The sequence below is a fragment of the Arthrobacter sp. P2b genome (genome assembly GCF_900168295.1).
Taxonomy (GTDB): domain Bacteria; phylum Actinomycetota; class Actinomycetes; order Actinomycetales; family Micrococcaceae; genus Arthrobacter.
On sequence record NZ_FVZL01000023.1, the window covers coordinates 1 to 25,836 of the forward strand.

Here is a 25,836-nt window from a genome sequence, read left to right on the forward strand (position 1 = left end):
ATCCGGTGCCGCTCCCGAGAACCACGCCGCTACGCGGAGGTTTTCAAATGAGGCAACGAATCGGTCTACGCGGAGGTTTTCAACGAGTCAACGCGCCGATTTGTGCGAGCCGGAAGTCTCGGGTAAAGTAATTTCTCGTGCTGAGGGGCACGGAGCGGGGCAAAAGCCCTGAAAACCGGCCCGAAAGTATCATTGGGATATGGTGTAATTGGCAACACTACGGTTTCTGGTACCGTCATTCTAGGTTCGAGTCCTGGTATCCCAGCTCCGGTTTGAGCGCCGTTCCGGCCTCAAAACGGAACGGTTTCAAGCGGTCCGCCGATTTGAAACCACAGCGCAGTGTGTGAAACAATCACTGAGCTTGACCAGCGGAAACGCTGGCAGGAAGTACACGGCCCCATCGTATAGCGGCCTAGTACGCCGCCCTCTCACGGCGGTAACGCGGGTTCGAATCCCGCTGGGGTCACCAACGGAAATGGTCCCGGGCAACAGCCCGGGGCCATTTTTCATTTCCCGGCGCGCGGAGCTTTGAGCTGGCATGATGTTGCTGTGACCATGTCCAACGAGCCCCACGATCACACGCAGCCGGAGCCGCGGACCGCCGAAGCGCTGGCGCTGCTGGAGGATGTGCGCAACGGGCTTGCGGACGTCGCCCTGCCGCTGGCACTTCCGGGAGCGGAGCAGGCCCGCCTCGAGGCTGCGAATGCGGTGACCCAGCTCGATGACTACATCCTTCCGCGCTACCGCAGCCTGGATGCTCCACTCCTCGCCGTCGTCGGAGGTTCCACCGGCGCGGGCAAATCGACCCTCGTCAACGCGCTCGTCGGCCACCCGGTAACCCGCGCGGGAGCGATCCGCCCCACCACCCGGCAGCCCATCCTGCTGCACAACCCGGCCGAGGCGCCCTGGTTCGAGGGGCAGCGCGTCCTGCCCGGCCTCAACCGGATCCGCGGCGCCCTCGCCGTGGCCCAGGTTCCTTCCGCTATGGACGTGATCACGTCCGACGCAGCCCCGATGTCGTCGCTGGTACTGCTTGCCGACCCGTCGGTACCTGCCGGGATCGCCCTCCTCGACGCCCCCGACGTCGATTCCATTTCTGACGACAACAGGAAGCTGGCAGGGCAACTCCTGGCGGCCGCGGATCTCTGGATCTTCGTCACAACCGCCAACCGCTATGCCGACGCCGTCCCCTGGAAACTGCTCCTGGATGCCGCCACCCGGGACATCATGGTGGCCGTGGTGCTGGACCGGGTCCCGCCGGGTGCGGAGGCGGAGGTCAGCGAGGACCTCCGTGCACTTTTGGACAAGGAAGGGCTGGGGAGCGCGCCGATGTTCGTCATTCCCGAAACCCCATTGGACTCCAGGGGCATGCTGCCGGAAGGAGCAGTCCGTCAGCTGAAAACCTGGCTGGACGAGCTGGCGGCCGATGCCGTGGGCCGGTCCGAGGTTGCCCGCCGGACCCTGAACGGGTCGGTCCGTGCCCTCTCCGGCCGGGTTGCCGCAATCGCCCAGGCGGCCCGCGAACAGCAGCGCGCTGCCAGCAGCCTGGAAGCCGACGCCGTGGCAGCCTACCGGCATGCAGCGGAGCGCATCCTGGACGCCACCCGGGACGGGGCACTCCTGCGCGGCGAAGTCCTGGCACGATGGCAGGACTTCGTCGGCACCGGCGAATTCTTCCGGACCCTGGAACAGAACGTTGGACGGTTCCGGGACCGGCTGGGAGCCTTCTTCCGGGGCGAGCCGGCACCCGCCGTGCAGGTCGAGGCCGCCATCGAGACCGGCCTGCAGGCAGTGATCGTTGATGAGGCAGCCAACGCTGCCGAGGAGACCGACCAGCGCTGGCGCTCCCATCCGGCGGGACGGCAACTGCTGGGCACTGACGATCTTTCCGGCACCTCGCCGGGCTTCGCGGACCGCACTGCCGAGGAGATCCGTGCCTGGCAGGAGGCACTGATGGAACTCATCCGCACGGAGGGCCAAGGCAAGCGCACCCAGGCCCGCTGGTTGTCCTTCGGGATCAACGGACTGGGAGCGGCTCTAATGATTGTGGTGTTTTCGATGACCGCGGGACTGACCGGCCTGGAGATTGGTGTGGCAGGCGGGACCGCCGTCGTGGGCCAGCGGCTGCTGGAAGCGGTCTTCGGCGAGGATGCGGTCCGGCGCATGGCCGAAAAAGCCCGGGAGGACCTCGCAGCCCGCTGTCAGCGCCTGCTGGACGGGGAGCAGCAGAAGTTCCTGCTCCGGCTGCCTGCTGCCGGCGGAGTTGCCGAAGATGCCCTGCCGGCCCAGTCCGACGCCCTGGCCCGGCTGGCGGGCACCGCGTGAGCCGGCACAGCGACGCACGGGAGTCAACACGGCTGGACGGCCGGCTTCAGGCGCTCAACGACGCCCGGGAGCTGGGCGAAGGCGTCCTTCCCGATGAAACCCTGCAGGAAGTGCTCCGTGTCCTGGAACGGGCCAGTTCCCGCCGTTCACTGTCCGGGGACCACACTGTGGTGGGCTTCTTCGGGGCGACCGGCAGCGGCAAATCGTCCCTGTTCAACGCGGTCAGCGGCGCGGAAATCGCGACGGCGGCCGCCCGCCGCCCGACGACATCCGAGCCTCTGGCGGGGGTGTGGGGAGCGGAGGGCAGCGAGCCGCTGCTGGACTGGCTTGAGGTTCACAACAGGCACCACGCTGCAGCGGTTGACGGCTTCGCCGATGAGGAAACCGGGCTGATCCTGCTGGACCTTCCGGACTTCGACTCCACCCGGCAAGCGAACCGCGAGACAGTGCAGCGGATGGTGGGCCTGGTGGACGTCCTTGTCTGGGTCCTGGATCCACAAAAGTACGCCGACGCAGCCGTCCATCACGGCTTCCTTGCCCCGCTTGCCTCCCACGGCGCCGTCACGCTCGTGGTTCTGAACCAGGTGGACCGGCTGCCCGAGCGGGACGTGCAGCCCGTGCTCGACTCCCTGCGCGGCATCCTGGCCCGCGACGGCCTCGCGGAGGTCCGGGTCCTCGCGTCCTCGGCCACGACGGGTGCCGGCGTTGCCGCCCTCCGCGCTGCCATCCGCAGCGTAGCCATGCAGCGCAAGGCACAGTCACAGCGGCTGGCTGCCGACATCGCCAAGGCAGCACAGGAGCTGCTGGCCGTGTCGGGGGAGGGGGAAGCGGCCGGCGTCCGCCCCGCATCAAAAAAACGGCTTGCCGATGAACTGGCAGTGGCGGCGAACGTGCCGGTGGTGGTGAGAGCGGTAGGCCAGTCCTACCGGCTGGAATCCGTGCGCCGGACCGGTTGGCCCGTCACCCGTTGGTTATCCCGGTTCCGGCCGGACCCGCTGCGCCGGCTCAACCTTCGCAGCAGCGCACCAGCAGAACTGAACCGGACATCACTGCCGCCGGCCGGCGCACCGGAGCGGGCCCGCACTGATGCGACCGTCCGGGAATTTGCCGATGCAGCCAGTGCCGGCGCTCCCGGCCCCTGGCGCGCCGCCATCCGCGGCGCGGCCCGTGAGGGCAGGGAACGACTTCCTGATGCCCTGGACCAGGGCATTGCCGGAACGGACCTGGGCGCCAACCGCACATCCTGGTGGTGGGGCGTGTTCAACGTGGTGCAATGGCTGGCGCTGCTGACTGTCGTGGTCGGGCTCGGCTGGCTTGGCGTCCTGGCGGCGCTGGGCTATTTCCAGATGCCCGTACCGGAGGTGCCCCGAGTGGAAGGGTGGCCGGTCCCGACCCTGATGATCGCTTTGGGAGTGGTGCTGGGGATCTTCCTGGCCATCACCGGGCGCTTCATCGCCGCCGCTGCAGCCCGCGCCCGGGCAGGCAAAGCACGGAAACGGCTCAACGCTGCCGTCGCTTCCGTGGCACAGGAGTTCGTGGTGGAACCGGTGGACGTGGAGGTGAGCAGGCTCGGCGCCTTCAACGCCGCGCTGAAGAAGGCCGGGTCCGGGTAGCGCCCGGCTTCTGTGCTGTACGGGCTCCTACGCTGTATTAAGGGCGGCAGCGGCGTCCCGGACCTTGACCAGGGTCCGCAGGTTGCGGGTGGTGGTGGCTGACTTGAACCTGGCCTTGGCAGTGATCTTGCTGAAGGGGCTGTCCAGCGTTCCGCCTGCCGGTGCCAGCCAGGCCAGGGCCTCGGGTCCCAGCCGCTTTTGCTCGGCGCCGTCGAGGGCCGCCCCTGCCGTCTCCAGTTCGTCCAGCACCGCTGTGTCCGAGGACAGGGTGATGTAGGTGTGCGTGGACCTGTCATCATCAGGGTAAGGGCATGCTTCCACCAGTTCGGCCACCCTGCCCGCGTCAAGGACCACCACCCAGGCTTCGTAGCCGAAAGCGGCGCGCAGGCACTTTTCACATTCCCGCTTGACGACGGCGGCACCGAGGCTGCTGGTCAGCACCACGTTTCCGCTGGCCAGAAGGGTCAGGGCGTCCGGAAAACCGCAGGCATTCAGGGCTTCCCTGAGGTCGGCCATTTTGATGTTGATGCCGCCCACATTGATGCCGCGGAGAAACACTGCGTAGCTGCCCATGGCCACAGCCTAGCGCCCGGGCTCCAGGAGGATGCCGTCAGTCGTTGTTCTTGCGCAGGGCTTCGGTGAGGATCCGCCCGGCGTTGCACACAACCTCGGCGTGGAGGCGGCCCGGCTGGCGGGTGAGCCGCTCGATCGGGCCCGAAATCGACACCGCGGCGATCACCCGGCCGGACGGGCCCCGCACCGGTGCCGAGACGGAGGCGACCCCCGGCTCGCGTTCGCCGAGGCTCTGGCCCCAGCCCCGCCGTCGTACGCCTGCCAGGACGGTGGGCGTAAAGCGTGCGGCCTGCAGGCCCTCGAGCAGGCGGTCGTGGTCTTCCCATGCGAGCAGGACCTGCGCCGCGGAGCCTGCCTTCATGGACAGCTGCGTGCCGACCGGAATGGTGTCCCGCAAGCCGATGGGGCGCTCGGCAGACGCCACGCAGACACGCCAGTCGCCCTGGCGGCGGAAGATCTGCGCGCTCTCGCCCGTGGCATCGCGCAACTGCATGAGTACGGGACCTGCCGAGGCAATCAGGCGGTCCTCGCCGGCAGCCGATGCCAGCTCCACCAGCCTGCTGCCGAGGACGAACCGCCCCTGGATGTCGCGGCTGACCAGCCGGTGGTGGACGAGGGCCAGGGCCAGTCGGTGGACGGTGGGCCGGGCCAGGCCGGTTGCCGCCACCAGCTGTGCCAGCGTGGTGGGGCCGGCCTCCAGCGCATCAAGCACCTGGGCCGCTTTATCAATGACACCGACTCCACTAGAATTGTCCATGTAATGATATTGCCGTCTCATTATCTGAGATGCAAATCTTTCGGCTGGCGCTGTATGGAGCCATGCTGATTCAGTTGAACCATTCAGCCAAACAGCAGTGAAGGGAGATGGCCATGGCAAAGACATTGGCCGAGAAAGTCTGGGACGCACATGTGGTGCGCAAAGGCGACGGCGAAGGAGCCAACGCTCAGCCCGACCTTCTCTTCATCGACCTTCACCTGGTGCACGAGGTCACGTCCCCGCAGGCATTCGAAGGCCTGCGCCTGGCCGGGCGCAAGCTCCGCCGCCCGGACCTGACCATCGCCACGGAGGACCACAACACTCCGACCCTGGACATCGACAAGCCCATCGCCGACCTGACCAGCCGCACCCAGATCCAGACCCTGCGCAACAACTGCGCCGAGTTCGGCGTCCGGCTGCACAGCCTGGGCGACGCCGAACAGGGCATCGTGCACGTGGTGGGCCCCCAGCTGGGGCTCACGCAGCCGGGCATGACCGTGGTCTGTGGTGACTCCCACACCTCCACCCATGGCGCTTTCGGCGCGCTGGCCATGGGCATCGGCACCTCCGAGGTGGAGCACGTCATGGCCACCCAGACGCTCTCCCTGAAGCCGTTCAAGACCATGGCCATCAACGTGGAAGGGACCCTGCGTCCCGGCGTCACCGCTAAGGACATCATCCTGGCCGTCATCGCCAAGATCGGCACCGGCGGGGGCCAGGGCTACGTGCTCGAATACCGCGGCTCGGCGATCCGTGCTTTGTCCATGGATGCCCGGATGACCATCTGCAACATGTCGATCGAAGCCGGCGCCCGTGCCGGCCTCGTCGCGCCGGACCAGACGACGTACGACTACATGTACGGGCGCCCGCACGCGCCGCAGGGCGCGGAGTGGGACGCCGCCGTCGAGTACTGGAACACCCTGCGCACCGACGACGACGCAACCTTCGACGTCGAAGTGGACCTGGACGCCGACACCCTGGAGCCGTTCGTCACCTGGGGCACCAACCCCGGCCAGGGCGTCTCCCTGTCCCAGTCCGTCCCGTCCCCGGAAGACTTCGGCGACGAGAACGCCAAGGCCGCCGCGGAGCGCGCCCTGCAGTACATGGGACTGGAGGCCGGCACCCCCATGAAGGACATCCGCGTTGACACGGTCTTCCTGGGTTCCTGCACCAACTCCCGGATGGAGGACCTCCGTGCTGCGGCGGACATCGTCCGCGGCCGCCAAAAGGACCCGAACATCCGCATGCTGGTGGTGCCCGGTTCGGCACGCGTGCGGCTCGAAGCCGAAGCCGAGGGCCTGGACAAGGTCTTCAAGGATTTCGGCGCCGAATGGCGCTTTGCCGGCTGCTCCATGTGCCTGGGCATGAACCCGGACCAGCTGGACGTGGGGGAGCGCTGCGCCTCCACCTCCAACCGCAACTTCGAAGGGCGCCAGGGCAAGGGCGGCCGCACCCACCTGGTTTCCCCGGTGGTGGCGGCAGCCACAGCCGTCCGCGGCACGCTCAGCTCGCCGTCGGACCTCGAACCCGCTCCCGAACCCGCAGCCATCCGCACCGACGCAGCCTAGGACACATCATGGAAAAGTTCACCAAGCACACCGGCATCGGCGTCCCGCTGCGCCAGAGCAACGTTGACACGGACCAGATCATCCCCGCGGTCTACCTCAAGCGCATTACCCGCACCGGTTTCGAGGACGCGCTGTTCTCCGCCTGGCGCAAGGACCCCTCCTTCATCCTGAACCAGGCGCCCTACACCACCGGCTCCGTCCTGGTGGCGGGACCGGACTTCGGCACCGGTTCCTCCCGGGAACACGCTGTGTGGGCCCTGAAGGACTACGGTTTCAAAGCCGTCCTCTCATCACGCTTTGCCGATATCTTCCGCGGCAACTCCGGGAAGCAGGGACTGCTGGCAGCGCAGGTTGCGCAGGATGACATCGAACTGATCTGGAAAGAGCTGGAAAACGCTCCCGGAACCGAAGTGACGGTGGACCTGGAGTCGAAAACGGTGGTGTGCGGCACCATCGTCGCACCGTTCGAGATCGACGACTACACCCGGTGGCGCCTGCTGGAAGGCCTGGACGACATTGGGCTCACCCTGCAGCATGAGGCGGACATCACGGCCTACGAAGCCACCCGCCCTGCCTTCAAGCCCAAGACCCTGCCCGCGCGGCTTTCCCAGCCGCACTGACGCGGGAATCGGCAGTACGCGGGCCCGCCACGCCCTGCCGGTGGGCCCGCGTATTTCGGTTCGGTAACGCGACCTCCTATGCTTGGTTGGAGCCTTTGCAAGGATTTGGGGGCGAGTAATCGTGAGGAAACCGGTATATGAGTAGTGTTCTGACAATCCGCGGCGGAGTCCCGCTTACAGGCCGCGTCAGCGTCCGCGGGGCCAAGAATCTGGTCCCCAAGGCGATGGTGGCGGCGTTGCTGGGCAACGAACCGTCGGTGTTGCGGAACGTTCCGGAGATCAAGGACGTGGAGGTAGTCACCTCCCTCCTGCAGCTGCACGGCGTCACCGTGGAGAAGGACCCGGTAAACGGCGACCTCACCCTTGACCCCAAGGCTGCCAAGACGGCACCAAGTACGGCCATCGATGCGCACGCCGGCGACTCCCGGATCCCCATCCTGCTCTGCGGACCGCTGATCCACGCGATCGGCGAGGCGTTCATCCCCGACCTGGGCGGCTGCAAGATTGGCGACCGCCCCATTGACTACCACCTGGACGTCCTGCGCCAGTTCGGTGCCGTCGTGGAGAAGCGTCCCGGCGGAATCCACATTTCAGCACCCAAGGGTCTGCACGGAGCCAAGATCTCGCTGCCCTACCCGTCCGTGGGGGCCACCGAGCAGGTACTTCTGAGCGCCACCCGTGCCGAGGGCATCACCGAGCTGTCCGGTGCGGCCACCGAGCCCGAGATCATCGACCTCATTGCCGTGCTGCAGAAGATGGGCGCCATCATCAGCGTCCAGACGGACCGCACCATCAGGATCGAAGGCGTCCGCGACCTTGGGGGCTACAACCACCGGGCCCTTTCGGACCGCAACGAATCAGCGTCCTGGGCGTCCGCTGCGCTGGTCACGCGTGGAGACATCTTCGTCGAAGGAGCCTCGCAGCGGGACATGATGACCTTCCTGAACACTTACCGCAAGGTGGGCGGCGGAATGGACATCGGCGAGGACGGCATCCGCTTCTACCACCGGGGCGGCAAGCTCAACCCGCTGGTCCTGGAAACAGACGTGCACCCCGGTTTCATGACGGACTGGCAGCAGCCGCTCGTCGTGGCGCTTACGCAGGCCGAGGGAGTCTCCATCGTCCACGAAACGGTGTACGAAAACCGCTTCGGCTTCACCGACGCCCTCATCCGAATGGGTGCCAGCATCCAGGTCCACCGCGAGTGCCTCGGCAGCGTTCCCTGCAGGTTCGGGCAGCGCAACTTCCTGCATTCGGCAGTCATCTCCGGGCCCACCCAGCTCAAGGGAACCGACATCGACGTCCCTGACCTCCGCGGCGGCTTCAGCCACCTGATTGCCGCCCTGGCGGCCACCGGTACTTCGCGGGTAACGGGCATCGACATCATCAACCGCGGCTACGAGCGTTTCACCGAAAAGCTTGCCGGCCTGGGTGCTGACTTCGACATCACCACCACGAAGTAACGGGACGGACCGTGAAGGAATCTGCCAAGAGCAGGGCCACATTCGTGTTCATCGCCGGCGTCGTCCGCCCGCTGTTGACCCTCATGATGGGCAAGAAATGGGAGGGGATCGAGAAGCTTCCCGCCGGCGGCTTCATCGCCGCGCCCAATCACTGCACCGAGATAGACCCCCTCGTGGTGGGGCACATGCTCTACAACCAGAAGCGCGCGCCGCACTTCCTGGCCAAAGCAGCGCTCTTCAACGTGCCGGGCCTCGGCTGGCTCCTACGGGCCACCAAGCAGGTGCCGGTGGAACGTTCGACGGCGGGAGCGAACCGCTCGCTGCAGGTCGCCCAGGAGATTGTCGCCGAAGGCGGGGCGATCATCATCTACCCTGAAGGCACGCTGACACGCGATCCGGACCTGTGGCCCATGAAGGGGCATACGGGTGCAGCCAGGCTGGCCCTCGAAGGCGGGATCCCGGTGGTTCCCATCGCCCACTGGGGCGCACACGAGGTATTTCCCCGCTATGGCAAGCGGTTCCATATTTTCCCGCGCAAGCAGTCCAGGGTTGTGGTGGGTGATCCCGTGGACCTCAGTGCATTCTCCGGGCGGCCGCTGGACAAGGCCACGTTGTCGGCCGCCACGGACGCGATCATGGACGCCATCACCGGACTCCTGGCGGGGATCCGGGGCGAGGAGCCACCGGCAGAGCGCTGGGATCCGACCCGCCAGCAGCAGGCAAAGCACGGACGTTTCGTGGAGCGCGAGCAGCAGAAGCAGCAGCCCGGCAATGGGGCGGATGCTCAGTGACCTCCGGGAACATGACGGGCTCCGCCCGTTCCGTCGCCGTGCTCGGCGCGGGGTCCTGGGGTACCACGTTCGCGAAAATCCTCGGGGACGCCGCCATCGCGGCGGACACAGCGCGCGCCATCCGGATCTGGGGGCGGCGCGATGAAGTGGTGGAGCAGATCAACAGCATCCACCGCAATCTTCAGTACCTGAAAGACATCGAACTTCCGGCGAGTATCACAGCCTCCTCGGACGTCCGGGAGGTACTCCAGGGAGCGGATCTGGTGGTCCTCGCGGTGCCGGCCCAGTCATTGCGGCCCCAACTGCGCGAATGGAAGGACATGATCGCCCCCGGCGCCATCGTCGTGTCCCTGATGAAGGGACTGGAGCTCGGCACTGACGCCCGCATGAGCGAGGTCATCAGCGAGGAACTCGCCCTCCCGGCTGAACGCATCGCCGTCGTCTCCGGCCCAAACCTCGCGATGGAAATCGCGCGGGAGGAGCCCACCGCATCGGTGGTGGCATGCGCCGATTCCGCGGTGGCCGGCTGGCTTGCCAGGACGTGCACGGCGCCGTATTTCCGGCCGTACACCACCTCCGACGTGGTGGGCGTCGAAATCGGTGGCATCGTCAAGAACGTCATCGCACTGGCCGTGGGCATCTGCGAGGGCAAGCAGATGGGCGACAACACCAAGGCTTCCGTCATCACGCGCGGACTGGCCGAAACCTCGCGCCTTGCACTGGCGCTGGGCGGGAACGCGAAAACCATGGCTGGCCTCGCCGGCCTCGGCGACCTCGTGGCCACCTGCTCATCACCGCTGTCGCGGAACCACACCGCAGGGCGGCTGCTGGGACAAGGCCTTACGCTGGAGGAAGTGGGCCAGAAAATGACCCAGACCGCCGAAGGCATCAAGTCCGGACAGGCCGTGCATGAGCTGGCAGGCAAGCTGGGCGTCGACATGCCCATCACGGCCGCCGTCGTGGCGGTGCTGGCCGGCAAGCTGTCCGTTGACCAACTGGGGCCCCTCCTGCTGTCCCGCGAACTGAAACCTGAAGGCGATTACTGACGATGTCCCCAGACAACCTGACTGCAGGAGTGCCGGCAAAGCCCCGGGTGGCCGTCCTCTTCGGAGGCCGCTCCAGTGAACACGCCGTGAGCTGCGTAACGGCCGCCGGAGTGCTCGGCGCCATCAACAAAGACAAGTACGACGTGATTCCCATCGGGATTGCCAAGTCCGGACAGTGGGTCCTCGCCTCCACCGACACCGCGCAGTGGTCCCTGGCTGCGTCATCCCTCCCGGAGGTGGCACCGTCTTCGGACACGGTGACCCTGGCCGAGATCGGCGGCGAACACCAGCTGATCGTGGCTTCGCCGAATGAAGTCCCCCGGGAACTGGGCGCCGTGGACGTGGTCTTCCCGCTGCTGCACGGACCCTTCGGGGAGGACGGCACCATCCAGGGGCTCCTGGAGCTTTCCGACACCCGCTACGTGGGTGCCGGTGTGCTGGCTTCCGCAGTGGGCATGGACAAGCACTTCATGAAGGTGGTCTTTGAGGCAGCCGGGCTCCAGGTCGGTCCCTACATCGCGGTGACTGACCGGCAGTGGCGCAAGGATCCGGAAGCCGTCCGCAAGCAGGTGGACCTGCTCGGGTTCCCCGTCTTCGTCAAGCCGGCACGGGCCGGATCGTCCATGGGAATTTCGAAGGTGGACTCCCTCGACCAACTGGATGCCGCCATCGAGGAAGCACGGCGGCACGACCTCAAGCTGGTCATCGAAGCCGGAATCGCCGGCCGTGAAATCGAGTGCGCCGTGCTGGAAGGCAGAGGCACCGACGCCCCCAGGACATCGATGCCGGGCGAGATTTCAGTGTCCGGTGGCAGCCACGAGTTCTACGACTTCAACGCAAAGTACGTGGAGGACGATGCTGCAGCGCTGAGCTGCCCCGCGGAGATCCCGGAGGAAGCCATCGCCAGGGTCCGCGAACTGGCGGCGGCCGCGTTTGACGCCGTCGGGGCCGAGGGCCTGAGCCGCGTCGACTTCTTCTATACGCCCGACGGCGACCTCATCATCAACGAGATCAACACCATGCCCGGCTTTACGCCCAAGAGCATGTATCCGCAGATGTGGGCAGCATCCGGACTGGGCTACGCCGACCTGATCGATGAGCTCATCCACCTGGCCCTGAACCGGAAGACCGGACTGCGCTAAGCAGGGGCCTCTCCACGGGTGAGCGCCGCGAAAGATCCCGGCGGCCCGGGCTGCGCCTACTGGCTCTGCGGCAGGTCCTGGAGTTCTTCCTGGCCCACGCAGTTCCGGATGGCCGGCACCTTCCCGGCCGCCGTTGCGAGGTCTGCCAGCACCGTGGCGGAGCTGATCTTGTCCGGGTCCATCAGGATCTCGGTAGCAGGTTCACGGCCGTAGGTGGTCAGGGTCCACACCGGGTCGCCTTCCTTGATGACCCAGTCGATGCCATTGACTGTCACGCAGCGGTCGGTGGTGGGGCCGGGAACGTTGACGCCGCAGCGAAGGATGACCAGGGACGGGTCCCCCCAGGCCGCGGTAGCCTGGCTGTTCGTCTTGCGCAGGCGGGCGTCCCCGATCGCGTCCGGCAGTGCCACCATCATGGGTGCGCAGGCCGGATCCGCTGCATCTTTGGCAGCGGTGACATCCACCGCGGGAGAACACCCTGCCAACGAAGAGATGATGAACGCCGCTGCGAGAGCCGTTCGCATTTTTGTCATGCGGCCGGGATGTGGCTTGGACAGGAAGATGGGCATGACAACCATCATCTCCGGCCACAGAGCCACACGCCAATCTACCAGGGTCCCGGGATGCGGCGGCCTCTGCACGAACCTAAGGCGAACGCTGCCCCGCGCTCGACTGGACAACCTGCCGGCCGACAGGGCGATAAGCTGAAGAAACAATGACAAGAATAATTGACTCCGCCCCTCCGGCTGTGGAGGCCTCCCGACCGGTGAGGAGCCGCATACTGAAGGCAGCCAGTCTGCTGGGCGCCGCTTGTGTCCTGACAATGATCGCGTGGGGCCGGCTACCGACCCTGACCCGGGAGACCGTGTGGGCCGAGGACGGCGGAGTGTTCCTCCGGGACGTTTTGCGCGCTGGACACCTCCAAAGCATTTTTCTGCCTTATGACGGCTACTTGCACGTCCTGCCCAGGCTCCTGGCCAGCATCTCCCACGCCCTTGTTCCGTTGGAGGGCTACGCCATTGCCATGTCGCTGCTGAGTTGTGCTGTGGTGGCAGGGATATCAATTGGTGTTTTCCACTTGGCTCGCGTACTGACCGAATCAGTATCAGTCCGCCTCATGATCGCCGTAATTCCGATCCTGTTGCCGATTGGTCCGAACGAAGTCCTGGGAAATGCAGCCAATCTGCACTGGTACCTGCTGTGGCTGGCGCCCTGGCTCCTGCTGAAGAAGCCAGCCAACCCGGCGGCCGGTGCCGTGCTTTTCGTGCTTTCCTTCCTGACTGCAGCTAGCGAAATTATCAGCGGCATGTTCTTGCCCCTCGCTGTTTGGGTTGCTTGGAAGCGACGGAGCTACGCAGCACCCGCGGGACTGCTGCTCGGCCTGATTCTCCAAGTCCTGACAACCCTCGTCAACCCGAGGTTCAATGGGGCTGCACCTCCCACCGACGCAGTCGACAAATTGTCAGTCCTGATGGGATACGTGCTGCTGCCCATCGGATCGATCTGGCATCCGGACAGCAGGACCTTGGCATCTGGAATTGTGAACTTCGGTTCGTGGGTCCTTGTTATCCCGACTTTGCTGTTTATCGGGCTGCTGGCGTTTGTATTGGCAAAAGGCACCACAGTTCTGAAATTCGGGGCGGTGGTTGCCATTGCAGCTTCCGGATTGTGTTGGGCGGCATCAGTAGTTTTGAGCGGAAATACCATGTTCAACTACGCCGCCTATGCGGAATCAGATTGGGCCAACAGCTTTACGTACATACGCTATGCGGCTGCCCCTGGGATGTTCCTTCTCCTGCTGGTTCCACTGGCCGTCGCCACTGCCGTGCAGAATGGGCACATCAGTCGCGGCAACGTCCCCTTCTTTGCGGGGATTTTCGTCATATTTCTCCTCATCAGCTACTTTCCCACTGCCACAACCCGTCAAACGGGCCCTGCGTGGGCACCGGGAGTAGACGCAGCCCGCACGGCCTGCAGCAACGACAGAGCTTTGGCCTCTGCAGCGGTGGTAGTCGCACCTGCTACCTGGAAGTTCGCGCAGGTCGACATCGCTTGCCCGGAATTGCGAAGTAAGTGAAAGGTGTAACGGCCAAGCCCATGGGCTGGCTCCTGTGTTCCACTTCGCCCGACTAGCGCGTGGCCCGTGTCGGTTTCTTCTCCTTATAAGCTGGTTCCATCATGAATAACACTGCTGTTGCTGCGCCATGCCACCGGCTGGATCCAGAGAAAAAGGCCAAACGGTCCTACCGTGTACGCAGTCTGAGGGCCGTGAGCGTGGCGGCGGCGGTGATAGGGCTAACCTTTGTGACGTGGTTCCGCCTTCCTGAAGTATCCCGCGGCACTCTTTGGGCCGAGGATGCCGCTGTTTTCCTGGCCGAGACGATATCCGTCGGGTCCTGGCAAAGCATCGTTGAGCCGTACGCGGGTTACCTTCACACGATTCCGCGGGTTGTATCTGCCATTGCCTACACAGCCGGCCCCATCGAGGCGTATGCGATGCTTGTTACTTTCCTCAGTTGCATAACGGTTGCAGCCATAGCAACAGGCACGTACTTTTTGTCCGGGCAGCTTTTCCAGCACAAAAGCTATCGCCTGATGGTGGCCCTCATCCCGGTCCTCATACCTGTTGGGCCGCTTGAAGTTTTGGGAAACGCGGCAAACCTCCATTGGTATCTGCTCTGGCTCTGCCCATGGCTGCTGATTTTTGAGCCCCGCACCTGGCCCGTGCGTGCCGTCCTTTTTGTTGCCACGCTGGCAGCTGCCACGACTGAAATTATCGTAGGAATCTTCCTGCCATTGGCGATCTGGGAGATAGTCAAAAGGAAGAATTATGCCGCGCCGTCCGCGCTCATTCTTGGCATCGGCCTGCAGTTTCTGGCCACAGTCGCAAACCCGCGTTACTCCGAAGCTCCCCGTCTCGATTCGATGGACCCTTTGTCAGTCATCTACGGGTTCCTCCTGCAGCCGGTTGGATCCATCTGGGAGACGGATGCGGACACAATGGCACTCAATGTTGTGACATTCGGTGGGTTTGCTGTGGCCATTCCCGTCATCGTCATTTTCGGACTGCTCGCGTACATCGTGACGTACGGTCGGGCACAGTGGAAGGTGACTGCCCTGTATGCCCTCGCCGCCGCTGCATCCTGCTGGGCTGCCGCAACGGTACTCAATCCGTCACCGGAACTCGATTTCGCCAACTTTTCCAAAGATGATTGGCTGTCAAAATTCACGTTTTTCCGCTACGCGGCCGCACCCTCCATGTTCTTGCTCGCACTGGTTCCCATAGCCTGCGCAGTGGCGGAAGACAAAGGGATAATCGGCCCAAACAAGACCAAGTACCTCGCGCCTGTCCTGCTGGCGGTCTTTCTCTCCAACAGCTACCTGCAGGCTACGCCTGTCCGGCAAACCGGCCCCGAGTGGATGACAGGTGTCCAGACCGCTACCGTCCAGTGCGCCACGGACCCGTCGCTGACTGAGGCGGTTATCCCCGTTACGCCGGCAAACTGGCAGGTAGCTGTTCCTTGCAGGCTCCTACCGGACAAGTAGCTAAGCCGACTCGGGGCCTCAATGTCGGTGCCGCGCTGTAGCGTAGTGCCGTGCCAGAAAAGCCCATGAGCAGCAGTGAACAGACCCGCACTGACGGGATATCCGCAGGCCAGGCCGGACCGGACGGGTCCGGACCGGGAAAGCCGCCGGCCGTGGCTGACCTCTCCGAAGCCGAACTGCTGGCCCGGATCTTTCCCCGGCTTTCCATGGCAGGGGCCCACTCCGCAGCCACCCTCCTTGGCCCAGGGGACGACGCCGCCGTGGTGGCTGCCCCTGACGGAAAGACTGTCATCAGCATTGACACCCAGGTTGAAGACCAGGACTTCCGCCTTCGCTGGTCCAATGGCTACCGCACCACCGGCTTTGACGTGGGGTGGAAAGCGGCAGCGCAAAACCTCAGCGACATCAACGCCATGGGGGCAACGGCAACGTCCATGGTGGTGAGCCTCACCTTGCCGCCGGACACCCCCGTCAGCTGGGTTGAAGGCGTGGCGGACGGCCTTTCAGCGGGCATCAGGGAACTCGGGGCGGACAGCTGCTCGGTGGCGGGCGGCGACCTGGGCCGCGGGCGTGAAATCTCTGTCACCGTGGCCGTGGTGGGCACCCTTCATGGGGGAGAGGCGGTCCTCCGCTCCGGCGCGCGCCCGGGTGACATCCTGGCGTTTGCAGGCACTGCCGGGCATGCCGCTGCAGGCCTGGCCCTTCTTGAATCCCCCGTGAACGTGGAGCTCCTCACCCCGGAGCAGCGCGTCTTCCTTGACCTCCAGTGCCGGCCGCGGCCACCGCTCGCCGCAGGGCCGGCCGCCAGGAAAGCCGGAGCGACAGCCATGCTGGACGTTTCGGACGGACTGCTGCGCGATGGCCGGCGCATGGCGGTTGCCAGCAATGTCGGCATCGACCTCGACCCCGGACACTTGGCGCGCCTGGCAGCGGTGTTGCATCCGGCAGCGGAGCTGCTGGGCATGGACGCAGCGGGATGGGTGCTGGGCGGCGGCGAGGACCACGGACTCCTCGCCACATTCCCGCCGGGCTTCCAGCTGCCTGCGGGATTCACTGCGATAGGCTCGGTACAAGCACTGGGAATCGATGAAGGCCCGGGCGTCATGATTGCGGGCCGGTCCGCGGACACCGGGGGATGGGATCACTTTGCACACTAAGGTTGCCGCCAACGCGCAAGCGATGAAGAGGTGGTTGGGCAAGGCTGAGACGGCCCTGGGCAACCACAGCGACCGCCTGAATGCCATCAATATCTTCCCGGTGGCGGATGGGGACACAGGAACCAACCTCTACCTGACGGTACGTGCCGCGGCCCGGGCCCTTGCCACCAGCGGAGACCAGCCGGTCCAGATGGACGTCGGCGCCGTGCTGGCCACAGCCGGCCAGGCCGCCCTCGAAGAGGCAAGGGGAAATTCCGGCACGCTGTTCTCTGTGTTCCTGTGCGCCGCTGCCGAACCGCTCGCGGGCCATACCCGGCTGACGTCCACGCTGTTGGCCGCGGCCCTGAACCGGGCCCAGATCCGTGCCTGGTCCGCCCTCAGCGACCCCGTTCCAGGCACCATGCTTTCCGTGATGGAAGCTGCGGCACGCGCAGCAGCGGCCGTGGATGCCGGGCAAAACGGAGATGACAGCAACCACGCCCTGGGCCTTGTGCTGGACGCCGCCGTCGAAGCGGCACTCACGGCCGTTATCCACACCGAGGACCAGCTTGACGCACTCACCAGCGCGCATGTGGTGGACGCCGGCGGAGTGGGAATGCTCCTGATCCTTGACTGCCTACGCTCCGCGGTACTGGGCGAGGAACTGCAGAGCGAACTCCTTGACGGCCTCCACGGTTATGACGTCGCCGATCCGCACATTCACACCGACATGCCGGACGACGACGGTGTGGAGGTCATGTGCACCATCAGCCTTTCACCCCTGAATGCCGCCACACTCCGGCAACGGCTGGACGAGATCGGCGAGTCGGTCATCATGAGCCAGGTGGGGAGCGGCATGGATGCCGACGGGAACTACCGGTGGCGGGTGCACGTCCACGTCCCCGACCCCGACCCCGCCGTCGCTATCATCAGATCCCTGGGGGAACCCTCCCAGATCAGCATCAGCGAACTCGCGCTGCCGCGTGATCCGGACACGGACGCAGTGAACTCCAGTGGGCATGAACGCTGAGCTGGACCTGGGCCTGGAACGCCGCATCGGAAAACGTTCCGCCGCCGTCATCGAGAAGCACCTGGGCATCACCACGGTGGAAGAACTGCTGAACTACTTTCCCCGCCGGTACCTGACCCGCGGTGAATTGACGCCGATCAGCGAAATCCCGCGCGATGAGGAGGTCACCCTGATCGCCCGGGTCCTGTCCAGCAGCACCCGCACCATGCGGGCGCGCCGCGGCAGCATCACCGACGTCGTGGTTTCGGACGACGACGGCAAGGCAGGCCTCAGGGTGGTAGGCGGGACGGATTACCGGGGCAAGGTCCCCGGGACACTCAAGATCAGCTTTTTCAACGGATACCGGGCCAAGGCCGAACTGCTGCAGGGACGCCGTGCACTGTTCTCCGGCAAGGTCACCAGCTTCAACGGTGTCCTGGGCCTCACGAACCCCGATTTCCATGTCCTGGACGAGGACCCGTTCAGCGACGGCGGCCAGGATCCGGAGAAGCTGGCGGCCATGCCTATTCCGGTGTACCCCGCCACCGCAAAACTTCCCAGCTGGAAGATCCAGAAGGTCATTACAACACTGCTTGAGACCGTGGACCTCGCTTCGCTTCCGGACCCGGTGCCGCCCAAGGTTGCCGAGCGGGAGAAGTTCCTGTCCCTGGCCCAGGCCTACCGGCTCATCCATGCGCCGGAGACTGCCGCAGACTGGAAGAGGGCCCGGGAACGGCTCCGGTACCACGAAGCCCTGGTCCTGCAGTCCGCGCTCGCCCGGCGCCGGGCCCAACTCGCCTCGGAAGAAGCCACCGCCCGCCGGCCGGTGGCAGACGGGGTCCGGGCCGCTTTCGACAGAAGCCTTCCCTTCACGCTCACAGACGGGCAGGCCGCCGTCGGGAAGACGCTCGCCGCGGAACTGGCCCAGGATACCCCCATGAACCGGCTGCTGCAGGGGGAGGTGGGCTCGGGCAAGACGGTGGTGGCTCTGCGGGCCATGCTGCAGGTGGTTGACGCGGGGGGCCAGGCGGCGCTCCTGGCACCCACGGAAGTCCTCGCCGCCCAGCATTATGACTCGATTCGCCGCACCCTCGGACCGCTCTCCCGGGACGGCCTGCTCGGCGGGCTTGCCGGACCAGACGGCGCATCCGTCCAGGTCACCCTCCTGACCGGGTCCATGCCCACCGCGGCGCGCAAGCAGGCCATGCTGGACGCGGCGTCCGGGACGGCAGGGATTGTGATCGGCACCCACGCCCTGCTCAGCGACAATGTGTCGTTCTACGATCTCGGACTGATCGTGGTGGACGAGCAGCACCGGTTCGGCGTGGAGCAGCGCGATGCCCTTCGTGCCAAGGCCCGAAAGCCCCCGCACCTGCTGGTCATGACTGCCACGCCCATTCCCCGCACTGTTGCCATGACCGTCTTCGGTGACCTGGAGACATCCACCCTCGACGAGCTTCCGAAGGGCAGGGCTCCCATCACCACGCATCTGGTGGGCCTCTCCGAGAACCCGGCCTGGGCAGGGCGCATCTGGGCCCGCGCCCGCGAGGAGATTGACGCCGGTCACCAGGTGTACGTCGTCTGCCCCAAAATCGGCACGGACGACGACGGCGATTTCAGCCCGGGCGAAGCCGAACCGCCCGGCCTTGAGTCGGACGACGCGTCACGCGAACTCGCATCGGTGGCTGCCGTCGTCGAGCACCTTTCGACCGAACCGTCCCTCGCCGGCGTCCCGCTGGCTCCCCTCCACGGGCGCCAGGATCCTGAGGTCAAGTCCGCCACCATGGCAGGGTTCGTCGGCAACAGCGTCAAACTGCTGGTGTCCACCACGGTGATCGAGGTGGGTGTCGACGTGCATAACGCAACGCTTATGGTGATCCTGGATGCCGACCGGTTTGGCATCTCCCAGCTGCACCAGCTCCGGGGGCGCGTGGGCCGCGGCGGCCTGCCCGGAACATGCCTGCTGGTTACGGCCCTGGAGCCCGCTCATCCCAGCCGGCGAAGGCTGGAGGCAGTGGCTGCGACCACGGACGGGTTCATCCTTTCGCAGGAGGACCTGAAGCTGCGCCGTGAGGGTGACATCCTGGGTGCCTCCCAGTCCGGCGGGCGTTCCACCCTGAAACTGCTGCGTGTTCTGGAACACGAGGACGTCATCGCCCGGGCCCGGGAGGACGCGCAGGACATCGTGGGGAAGGATCCCTTCCTGTCCAGCCACCCGGAACTCGCGGATGCCATTAATAAGTACCTCAACCCCGAGAAGGAGGCGTTCCTTGAGCGCGGTTAAGCAGGAGGCCGCAGTGCGCGGCAGTGGATTCAGGTGGAGCACATGACCAGGATCGTCGCGGGTGCCGCCGGCGGCACCCCTCTGTCAGCGGTCCCGGGCTCCCTGACGCGGCCCACTACCGACCGGGTAAAGGAGGCCCTTTTCTCCCGCCTTGACGCCTTTGACGTCGTCGCAGGCGCCCGCGTGCTCGATCTCTACGCCGGGTCGGGTTCGCTGGGGGTGGAGAGCGGCAGCCGTGGAGCCCGGACGGTGGAACTCGTGGAGTCTGACGCCAAGGCCAGCGCTGTCTGCCAGCGGAACGCCGACCTCATCAATGGCGTCCTCGGCCGCAAAGCCGTCACGGTGCACCGTTCCAAGGTCGAGCCGTTCCTGGACCGCGCGGCGCCCGACGACACCTGGGACCTCGTATTCGTCGACCCGCCGTATCCGCTGGAGGAGGAGGCGCTGGCCGCCGTCCTCCAGAAGCTTTCCGCCCACCTGGCACCGGCGGCGGTGGTGGTGGTGGAACGCTCGTCCCGTTCCCCTGAACCGCAATGGCCCGGCGCCCTGGCACGGTTCGCGGAAAAGAAATACGGCGAAACCAGGCTGTGGTTCGCGGAGCCCTTCGTCCCCGACGCCATCGACAGCGATGACGTTCCGGCGGTGGCAGAACCGGAAGGATCCGGGTACTAGCCCCGGCCGGGGAGCCACCCCGGCCGGGCCACATTCCACACGGTTATCCCGCCAGCGGGTCCAAATCCACTCCTGCCAGCACTTTTGCCGGGTGCGGGCCGCGGGCGGCGAGTTCCGCCGACCACTCCTCCGGCCACGGCACCTGCGTTCCGGCCAGGATGATATTGCCCGGATAGCGTCCCTGGAACATCCCTGCTTCGGCAAAGGCGGCCACATCAGCCATCGCCTGCCGCATCGCCGCCACCTGGCTGCGGACCAGCGTCAGGCCCGGCTCGTCGCCCACATTGACCACCAGCACGCCCCGCGGGCCAAGCCGTGCCCGCACCTCCCGGTAGAACTCCGCACTGGCAATATGGGCCGGGGCCTCGGGCCCGGAAAAGATGTCCAGGATCACGACGTCGAACATCAGGCCGGGGTCGAGCTCACCGAGTGCCTCCTGGGCGTCGCCCGTGATGGTCCGCAGGTCCGTTCCCTCCGGAAGCGGAAGCTGGCCGAGGACAAAGTCCAGCAGCTCACGCTCCAGCTCCACTGCGTACTGCTGCGACCCAGGCCGGGTCGCCTGGATGTAGCGCGCCAGCGTCAGCGCCCCTGCCCCGAGATGGAGTGCCTTCACAGGGACTCCGGGAGGCGCTGCGAGGTCCACCAGATGCCCGATCCGCCGGAGGTATTCGTAAAAGATCTCTTCGGGGTGGGAAAGATTTACGTGCGACTGCTCCAAACCGCCAATGCTGAGCACATAGCTGCCCTCGGTGAACGCGTCCGATTCGATGGAGGCATGCTGGCCCGTGGTCTGCAGGAACCGTGCCGCCTGCCCCTGGCTCCTGGCGGCCATCAGAGCCTTCCGCTGAGCGTGGCAAGCCGTTCCGCGGCCTCTTCAAGAACTTCGGTCCTTTTGCAGAAGGCGAAACGGAGCAGGCTGCGCGTCCTGGCGGCGCCCTCCGGATGGCAGAACACCGGGACCGGGATTGCGGCCACGCCAACCAGGGCCGGAAGCCGCCTGGCCAGGTCAACGGAGTCTTCGATGCCCAGAGGGGCGGTGTCCACATTGATGAAGTAGGTACCCTGCGGGGAAAACACATCAAACCCGGCGGCGGCCAGTCCCTGGCGGAGGATGTTGCGCTTATGCTCCAGGTCCGCGGCGATGCCCGTGTAAAAAGCGTCTGGCAGTGCCAGCCCCGCAGCGATGGCTGCCTGGAACGGCGTCCCGGAGCTGTAGGTGAGGAATTGCTTCACGGTGCGGGCAGCAGCAACGAGCTCCGCGGGACCTGAGAGCCAGCCGATTTTCCAGCCGGTGAGGGAAAAGGTCTTTCCGGCGGATGAGATGGTGATTGTCCGCTCCGCTGCGCCAGGCAGGCATGCCACCGGCAGATGGGAAACACCGAACGTGAGGTGTTCATAGACTTCATCGGTGATGATGATGCTGCCGTGTTTCCGGGCGAGGTCCACCACGCGCTGAAGCACGCTCCGGGGAAAGACCGCACCGGTCGGGTTGTGCGGATTGTTCAGCAGCACCACGCGGGTCCGTTCGCTGAAGGCAGCCTCAAGGGCTGCCATGTCCGGCTGGAAATCCGGGGCAAGCAGCGGCGCCGTCACGTGGGTGGCGCCGGCGAGGCCGATCACCGCTCCGTAGGAATCGTAGAAGGGTTCAAAGGTCAGCACCTCGTCGCCGGGACCGGCAAACGCGAGAAGGGCTGCTGCGATACCTTCCGTGGCGCCGGTGGTGACGATGACCTCTGTGTCCGGGTTGATCGTGAGCCCGTAAAAGCGCTCCTGGTGCGCGGCGACGGCTTCGCGCAGTTGCGGGAGGCCCTTGCCGGGCGCGTACTGGTTTGCTCCGGCAGATATCGCGGCACGGGCTGCCTCCCGGATCTCCAGCGGCCCGTCCTCGTCGGGAAAGCCCTGGCCGAGGTTGATGGCGCCGGTCTGGAGGGCCAAACCGGTCATCTCTTCGAAGATGGTGACACCCAGGCTGCCGTCAGGTGCCAGGAGGTTGGCGCCCAGCGCGGCGCGCTGCCAGGGAGCAGGAGCCAGGGGCGGGGAAAGTTCCCGTGGAGGATGCATCCAGTCATGGTATCCCGGGCTTTTCATGGGGTAGGTTCGGAGCATGAGACGAGCTGTCTGCCCAGGATCCTTCGACCCCATCCACAACGGCCATCTTGAAGTCATCGCACGGGCGGCCGGACTCTTTGACGAAGTCATCGTCGCGATTTCCACCAATTACGCCAAAAAGTACAGGTTCACCCTGGACGAGCGGCTGGAGATGGCACGCGAGACCCTCGCTTCGCTCAAAGGCATCGTGGTTGAGCCGGTGGGGGAGGGCCTGCTGGCCGAATATTGCCGCCAGCGCGGTGTGTCGGCCATCGTCAAGGGGCTTCGGTCGTCCTCGGATTTCGACTACGAGCTGCCTATGGCCACCATGAACCGGCAGCTGAGCGGCGTGGAAACAGTCTTCCTGCCGGCCGAGGCCCACTATGTCCACCTGTCCTCCACCCTGATCAAAGAGGTGGCAGCCCTTGGCGGCAGCGTGTCGGAGTACGTCCCAAGATCCGTCCAACGGAGGATGCTGACTGGCGAGCCTGCACAGGATCAGCTGCCGAGGCGGTAGGCTGGTCCGGTACTTCGGCGCCGCCGGCCGCCGGTTTGAGTCCCCGCGACTCTTCAGGCTAAGATGGTACGTCGGTCATATGTTCAACAGGAGTTCTCATTAAAAGAGATGCTGGTTCGCCCTTGGCGTTCGACGTCAAGGACCTCGGGCGCAGCCCGGGAAGCATGCGGACACTGAAGGAACATGTACCCGCACCAAGTGACCTTGGTGTGGCGCTCATTGGTGTTCAGGTAGGCTCGGATGTCGAGCTGGATCTGAGGCTTGAGGCCGTACACGAAGGAATTCTGGTATCAGGAACCGTCCTCACGGAAGTAACCGGTGAGTGCGGTCGATGCCTGGATCCCCTTGCGTATGACCTTGAGGTCAATGTGCAAGAACTTTTCTTCTATGAAGGTGTTGAGCTTTCGGACGAAGAAGATGATGAAGAGCAACGTCGAGTCGAGCACGATGTAATCGATCTTGAACCGGTGTTGCGGGACGCGGTTGTCACCAACCTGCCGTTCCAGCCGGTGTGCCGGGAAGACTGCCAGGGTCTTTGCTCCGAATGTGGAGTTCGCCTGGAAGACGAGCCGGGGCACCACCACGAGGTCTTGGATCCTCGCTGGGCTGCCCTAGCTGATATGGCTAAGCCTGACCGGCAAAATTGATTTGTACGTGTTTGTCTAGAGAGAAATGAGTTAGCCGTGGCTGTTCCCAAGCGGAAAATGTCTCGCTCGAATACCCGCGCCCGCCGCTCGCAGTGGAAGGCGACCGCCCCCCACCTGGTGAAGACCGTTGAGAACGGCCAGGTTACTTACAGCCTGCCGCACCAGGCTAAGGTCGTCACCGACTCTGCTGGCACTGCGCTGTTCCTTGAGTACAAGGGCCGCAAGGTCGCTGACGTCTAATCGGCCACTAAGGCTGACCTGATGTCTTCAACTGAAGAGCTTCTGAAGCGTCTCGGTGTCACTATTGACGCCGGGACGCTTCGTCTTGCGCTCACACACCGTTCGTACGCCTACGAAAACGGCGGCATTCCCACGAATGAGCGGCTGGAATTCCTCGGCGACTCCATCCTGGGTTTCTCCGTTACTGATGCCCTCTACCGGGACAACCCGGACCTTCCCGAGGGAGACCTGGCAAAGCGTCGCTCAGCCGTGGTCAGCACACGCGCGCTGGCAAACATCGGACGCAGCCTTGGAATTGGCGACTACATCTACCTTGGGCAGGGCGAGAAGCTCACCGAAGGCAAGAACAAGGCGTCCATCCTGGCCGACACCATGGAGGCGCTGATCGGTGCCACCTATGTGTCAAACGATATCGAGACCGCCCGCCAGCTTGTCATGAGGCTCATCGGGCCCCTGCTGAAGGACGCGGCCGTGCTCGGTGCGGGGACAGACTGGAAAACCAGCATCCAGGAGCTTGCCGCCAGCCGCCAGCTGGGCACCATCCACTACGCTGTGGACGGTGCGGGTCCGGACCATGCCCGGACTTTCACGGCAGTCTTGAACATCGGTGGCAAGCCCTGCGGCAAGGGCTCCGGACACTCCAAGAAGGAAGCCGAGCAGGAAGCCGCAGCCGATGCCTGGCGCGCCCTTTCCGGAACAGGTCCTTCTGACGCATCCGGCAAGTCCACCGGTTCCGTAGCAGCCAAGTAGCCGCCGTGCCGGAACTCCCCGAGGTGGAAGTGGTCCGCCGCGGCCTGGTGAGCTGGGTCCGCGGCCGGAGCATCGAGGCCGTTGATGTACTGGACCCGCGGTCAGTCCGCCGCCACTCCCTCGGGGTCAGGGATTTCATCGGGAACCTCGAAGGCACCACGGTGACCGACGTTGTACGCCGGGGCAAATTCCTCTGGCTGCCGCTTTCGGACAACTCCCACGCTCAGGAGGGGGCTACCCCCGACGCCTTCATGCGGCCTGCTGTCGCGCTGATGGCGCACCTGGGCATGAGCGGCCAGCTCCTCATGCAGGACAGCCGGGTTCCGGACGAAAAGCATCTCAAAGTCCGGTTCCGGCTCAGCGCCCGTGACGGGATGCCCGAACAGCTGCGGTTTGTGGACCAGCGGATTTTTGGTGGCCTGTTCGTCACGGCCATGGTGCCCACGGACGACGGCGGCCCGGGCGGCCTGGCCGAGACTCCCGTCCCGTTGATTGCGGAAGAGGCCTCGCATATTGCCCGGGACCCGCTGGACCCGGCTTTCTCTTTCGACCTTTTCTACCGCCGGCTGCGGAAGCGCAAAACGGGGCTTAAACGCGCTCTCCTGGACCAGGGCCTGGTGTCCGGCATCGGTAATATCTACGCTGACGAGGCACTGTGGCGGGCGCGGCTGCACTTCGCCCGGCCCACCGAGACACTGCGCAGGGGTGAAGCCGAAAGAGTGGTCAGCAGCGCCCGCGAGGTGATGCTCGATGCACTTGCAGCAGGCGGCACCAGCTTCGACTCCCTCTACGTGAACGTCAACGGGGCCTCCGGATACTTTGACAGGTCCCTCAACGCCTACGGCCGCGAAGGCGAGCCCTGCAAGCGCTGCGCGGCCGCCGGAATCCACGCCACGATCCGCCGTGAGCAGTTCATGAACCGCTCATCGCGCACCTGCCCGGTCTGCCAGCCCCGTCCCCGCAACGGACACTGGTAGCCACTCCCCAAGTACGGACGCGATCCCTGGCGGTGGTCCGGTGAACGGCGCGAACCGGGCCGCCGGAGTGCA

At 65.3% G+C, this 25,836-nt stretch carries 24 protein-coding genes and 2 tRNA genes; 21 read left to right on the forward strand and 5 right to left on the reverse strand.

Translation table 11 applies throughout. From position 1 onward, the window contains the following. The first annotated feature begins 193 nt into the window (after positions 1 to 193). The 4 genes from B5520_RS20575 to B5520_RS20590 all read left to right on the forward strand — a co-directional run bounded on the left by B5520_RS20575 (position 194) and on the right by B5520_RS20590 (position 3,938). Positions 194 to 265, forward strand: a tRNA-Gln gene (locus B5520_RS20575). A 128-nt stretch (positions 266 to 393) separates the two neighbouring features. Further along, positions 394 to 469: transfer RNA gene (locus B5520_RS20580), tRNA-Glu, on the forward strand. Positions 470 to 555: 86 nt separating this feature from the next. Further along, the gene (locus B5520_RS20585; protein WP_079598975.1) at positions 556 to 2,325 is read left to right on the forward strand and encodes a dynamin family protein; all 1,770 of its coding nucleotides are present in this window, start codon (positions 556 to 558) and stop codon (positions 2,323 to 2,325) included. Continuing rightward, positions 2,322 to 3,938, forward strand: a complete 1,617-nt coding sequence (locus B5520_RS20590) for a GTPase (protein ID WP_079598935.1) — start codon at positions 2,322 to 2,324, stop codon at positions 3,936 to 3,938. The genes B5520_RS20585 and B5520_RS20590 overlap by 4 nt, the downstream gene beginning before the upstream one ends. 27 nt (positions 3,939 to 3,965) lie before the next feature. Here B5520_RS20590 and B5520_RS20595 read toward each other — a convergent pair whose 3' ends face one another. Together B5520_RS20595 and B5520_RS20600 are read right to left on the reverse strand one after the other, a co-directional pair. Beyond that, positions 3,966 to 4,511 (reverse strand): DUF1697 domain-containing protein, encoded by a 546-nt coding sequence (locus tag B5520_RS20595; protein ID WP_079598936.1) that lies wholly within the window; start codon positions 4,509 to 4,511, stop codon positions 3,966 to 3,968. 37 nt (positions 4,512 to 4,548) lie between these two features. Further along, positions 4,549 to 5,268: an IclR family transcriptional regulator gene (locus tag B5520_RS20600; RefSeq protein WP_058266868.1), complete on the reverse strand. Its 720-nt coding sequence runs from the start codon at positions 5,266 to 5,268 to the stop codon at positions 4,549 to 4,551. Positions 5,269 to 5,381: 113 nt separating this feature from the next. Between B5520_RS20600 and leuC the strand changes: the two genes are divergently transcribed. From leuC to B5520_RS20630, 6 genes are all read left to right on the forward strand, one after another. Continuing rightward, positions 5,382 to 6,836: a 3-isopropylmalate dehydratase large subunit gene (gene leuC / locus B5520_RS20605; RefSeq protein ID WP_079598976.1), complete on the forward strand. Its 1,455-nt coding sequence runs from the start codon at positions 5,382 to 5,384 to the stop codon at positions 6,834 to 6,836. Between the two features lie 8 nt (positions 6,837 to 6,844). Continuing rightward, entirely contained in the window at positions 6,845 to 7,456 is a 612-nt protein-coding gene (gene leuD / locus B5520_RS20610) for a 3-isopropylmalate dehydratase small subunit (protein WP_079598937.1), read from the forward strand. Positions 7,457 to 7,593: 137 nt separating this feature from the next. Next, positions 7,594 to 8,919 (forward strand): UDP-N-acetylglucosamine 1-carboxyvinyltransferase, encoded by a 1,326-nt coding sequence (gene murA / locus B5520_RS20615; RefSeq protein WP_079598938.1) that lies wholly within the window; start codon positions 7,594 to 7,596, stop codon positions 8,917 to 8,919. Positions 8,920 to 8,930: 11 nt separating this feature from the next. Beyond that, positions 8,931 to 9,710 (forward strand): lysophospholipid acyltransferase family protein, encoded by a 780-nt coding sequence (locus tag B5520_RS20620; protein WP_079598939.1) that lies wholly within the window; start codon positions 8,931 to 8,933, stop codon positions 9,708 to 9,710. An 11-nt stretch (positions 9,711 to 9,721) separates the two neighbouring features. Then, positions 9,722 to 10,756 (forward strand): NAD(P)H-dependent glycerol-3-phosphate dehydrogenase, encoded by a 1,035-nt coding sequence (locus tag B5520_RS20625; protein WP_079598977.1) that lies wholly within the window; start codon positions 9,722 to 9,724, stop codon positions 10,754 to 10,756. A 2-nt stretch (positions 10,757 to 10,758) separates the two neighbouring features. Continuing rightward, complete coding sequence (locus B5520_RS20630; RefSeq protein ID WP_079598940.1) at positions 10,759 to 11,898, forward strand: D-alanine--D-alanine ligase family protein; 1,140 nt, start codon at positions 10,759 to 10,761, stop codon at positions 11,896 to 11,898. A 56-nt stretch (positions 11,899 to 11,954) separates the two neighbouring features. Here the strand turns inward: B5520_RS20630 and B5520_RS20635 are convergent, their stop codons facing one another. After that, positions 11,955 to 12,431 carry a DUF3515 domain-containing protein gene (locus B5520_RS20635; RefSeq protein ID WP_079598978.1) on the reverse strand — a complete coding sequence of 159 codons (477 nt, stop codon included), beginning with the start codon at positions 12,429 to 12,431 and terminating at the stop codon, positions 11,955 to 11,957. A gap of 290 nt (positions 12,432 to 12,721) precedes the next feature. Here B5520_RS20635 and B5520_RS20640 point away from each other — a divergent pair, with 290 nt between their 5' ends. The 6 genes from B5520_RS20640 (at position 12,722) to rsmD (ending at position 20,545) form a co-directional block, all read left to right on the forward strand. Continuing rightward, the gene (locus B5520_RS20640; protein WP_139386285.1) at positions 12,722 to 13,975 is read left to right on the forward strand and encodes a hypothetical protein; all 1,254 of its coding nucleotides are present in this window, start codon (positions 12,722 to 12,724) and stop codon (positions 13,973 to 13,975) included. A 101-nt stretch (positions 13,976 to 14,076) separates the two neighbouring features. Then, positions 14,077 to 15,444 carry a hypothetical protein gene (locus B5520_RS20645; RefSeq protein WP_139386286.1) on the forward strand — a complete coding sequence of 456 codons (1,368 nt, stop codon included), beginning with the start codon at positions 14,077 to 14,079 and terminating at the stop codon, positions 15,442 to 15,444. 206 nt (positions 15,445 to 15,650) lie between these two features. Further along, on the forward strand, positions 15,651 to 16,601 hold the full coding sequence (gene thiL / locus B5520_RS20650) for a thiamine-phosphate kinase (protein ID WP_254865656.1): 951 nt from the start codon (positions 15,651 to 15,653) through the stop codon (positions 16,599 to 16,601). A 22-nt stretch (positions 16,602 to 16,623) separates the two neighbouring features. After that, positions 16,624 to 17,610 carry a DAK2 domain-containing protein gene (locus B5520_RS20655; RefSeq protein ID WP_079598944.1) on the forward strand — a complete coding sequence of 329 codons (987 nt, stop codon included), beginning with the start codon at positions 16,624 to 16,626 and terminating at the stop codon, positions 17,608 to 17,610. Beyond that, entirely contained in the window at positions 17,600 to 19,873 is a 2,274-nt protein-coding gene (locus tag B5520_RS20660) for an ATP-dependent DNA helicase RecG (protein ID WP_079598979.1), read from the forward strand. Before B5520_RS20655 ends, B5520_RS20660 begins: the two co-directional genes overlap by 11 nt. Positions 19,874 to 19,915: 42 nt before the next feature. Continuing rightward, positions 19,916 to 20,545, forward strand: coding sequence for a 16S rRNA (guanine(966)-N(2))-methyltransferase RsmD (gene rsmD, locus B5520_RS20665; protein ID WP_079598980.1), 630 nt, complete (start codon positions 19,916 to 19,918; stop codon positions 20,543 to 20,545). Between the two features lie 43 nt (positions 20,546 to 20,588). On the opposite strand, the gene B5520_RS20670 is transcribed toward rsmD, so the two are convergent. Further along, on the reverse strand, positions 20,589 to 21,377 hold the full coding sequence (locus B5520_RS20670; protein ID WP_079598945.1) for a spermidine synthase: 789 nt from the start codon (positions 21,375 to 21,377) through the stop codon (positions 20,589 to 20,591). Continuing rightward, on the reverse strand, positions 21,377 to 22,606 hold the full coding sequence (locus tag B5520_RS20675) for an aminotransferase class I/II-fold pyridoxal phosphate-dependent enzyme (protein ID WP_254865655.1): 1,230 nt from the start codon (positions 22,604 to 22,606) through the stop codon (positions 21,377 to 21,379). The genes B5520_RS20670 and B5520_RS20675 overlap by 1 nt, the downstream gene beginning before the upstream one ends. 43 nt (positions 22,607 to 22,649) lie before the next feature. On the opposite strand from B5520_RS20675, the gene coaD reads away from it, so the two are divergent. The 5 genes from coaD to mutM all read left to right on the forward strand — a co-directional run bounded on the left by coaD (position 22,650) and on the right by mutM (position 25,764). Then, positions 22,650 to 23,150, forward strand: a complete 501-nt coding sequence (coaD, locus tag B5520_RS20680) for a pantetheine-phosphate adenylyltransferase (protein ID WP_079598947.1) — start codon at positions 22,650 to 22,652, stop codon at positions 23,148 to 23,150. Positions 23,151 to 23,272: 122 nt separating this feature from the next. Next, positions 23,273 to 23,797, forward strand: a complete 525-nt coding sequence (locus tag B5520_RS20685; protein WP_079598948.1) for a YceD family protein — start codon at positions 23,273 to 23,275, stop codon at positions 23,795 to 23,797. 36 nt (positions 23,798 to 23,833) lie between these two features. Continuing rightward, complete coding sequence (gene rpmF / locus B5520_RS20690) at positions 23,834 to 24,037, forward strand: 50S ribosomal protein L32 (protein WP_009356569.1); 204 nt, start codon at positions 23,834 to 23,836, stop codon at positions 24,035 to 24,037. A 21-nt stretch (positions 24,038 to 24,058) separates the two neighbouring features. Beyond that, entirely contained in the window at positions 24,059 to 24,787 is a 729-nt protein-coding gene (rnc, locus tag B5520_RS20695) for a ribonuclease III (protein ID WP_079598949.1), read from the forward strand. 5 nt (positions 24,788 to 24,792) lie between these two features. Further along, on the forward strand, positions 24,793 to 25,764 hold the full coding sequence (mutM, locus tag B5520_RS20700) for a bifunctional DNA-formamidopyrimidine glycosylase/DNA-(apurinic or apyrimidinic site) lyase (RefSeq protein WP_079598950.1): 972 nt from the start codon (positions 24,793 to 24,795) through the stop codon (positions 25,762 to 25,764). Positions 25,765 to 25,836 lie beyond the last annotated feature (72 nt).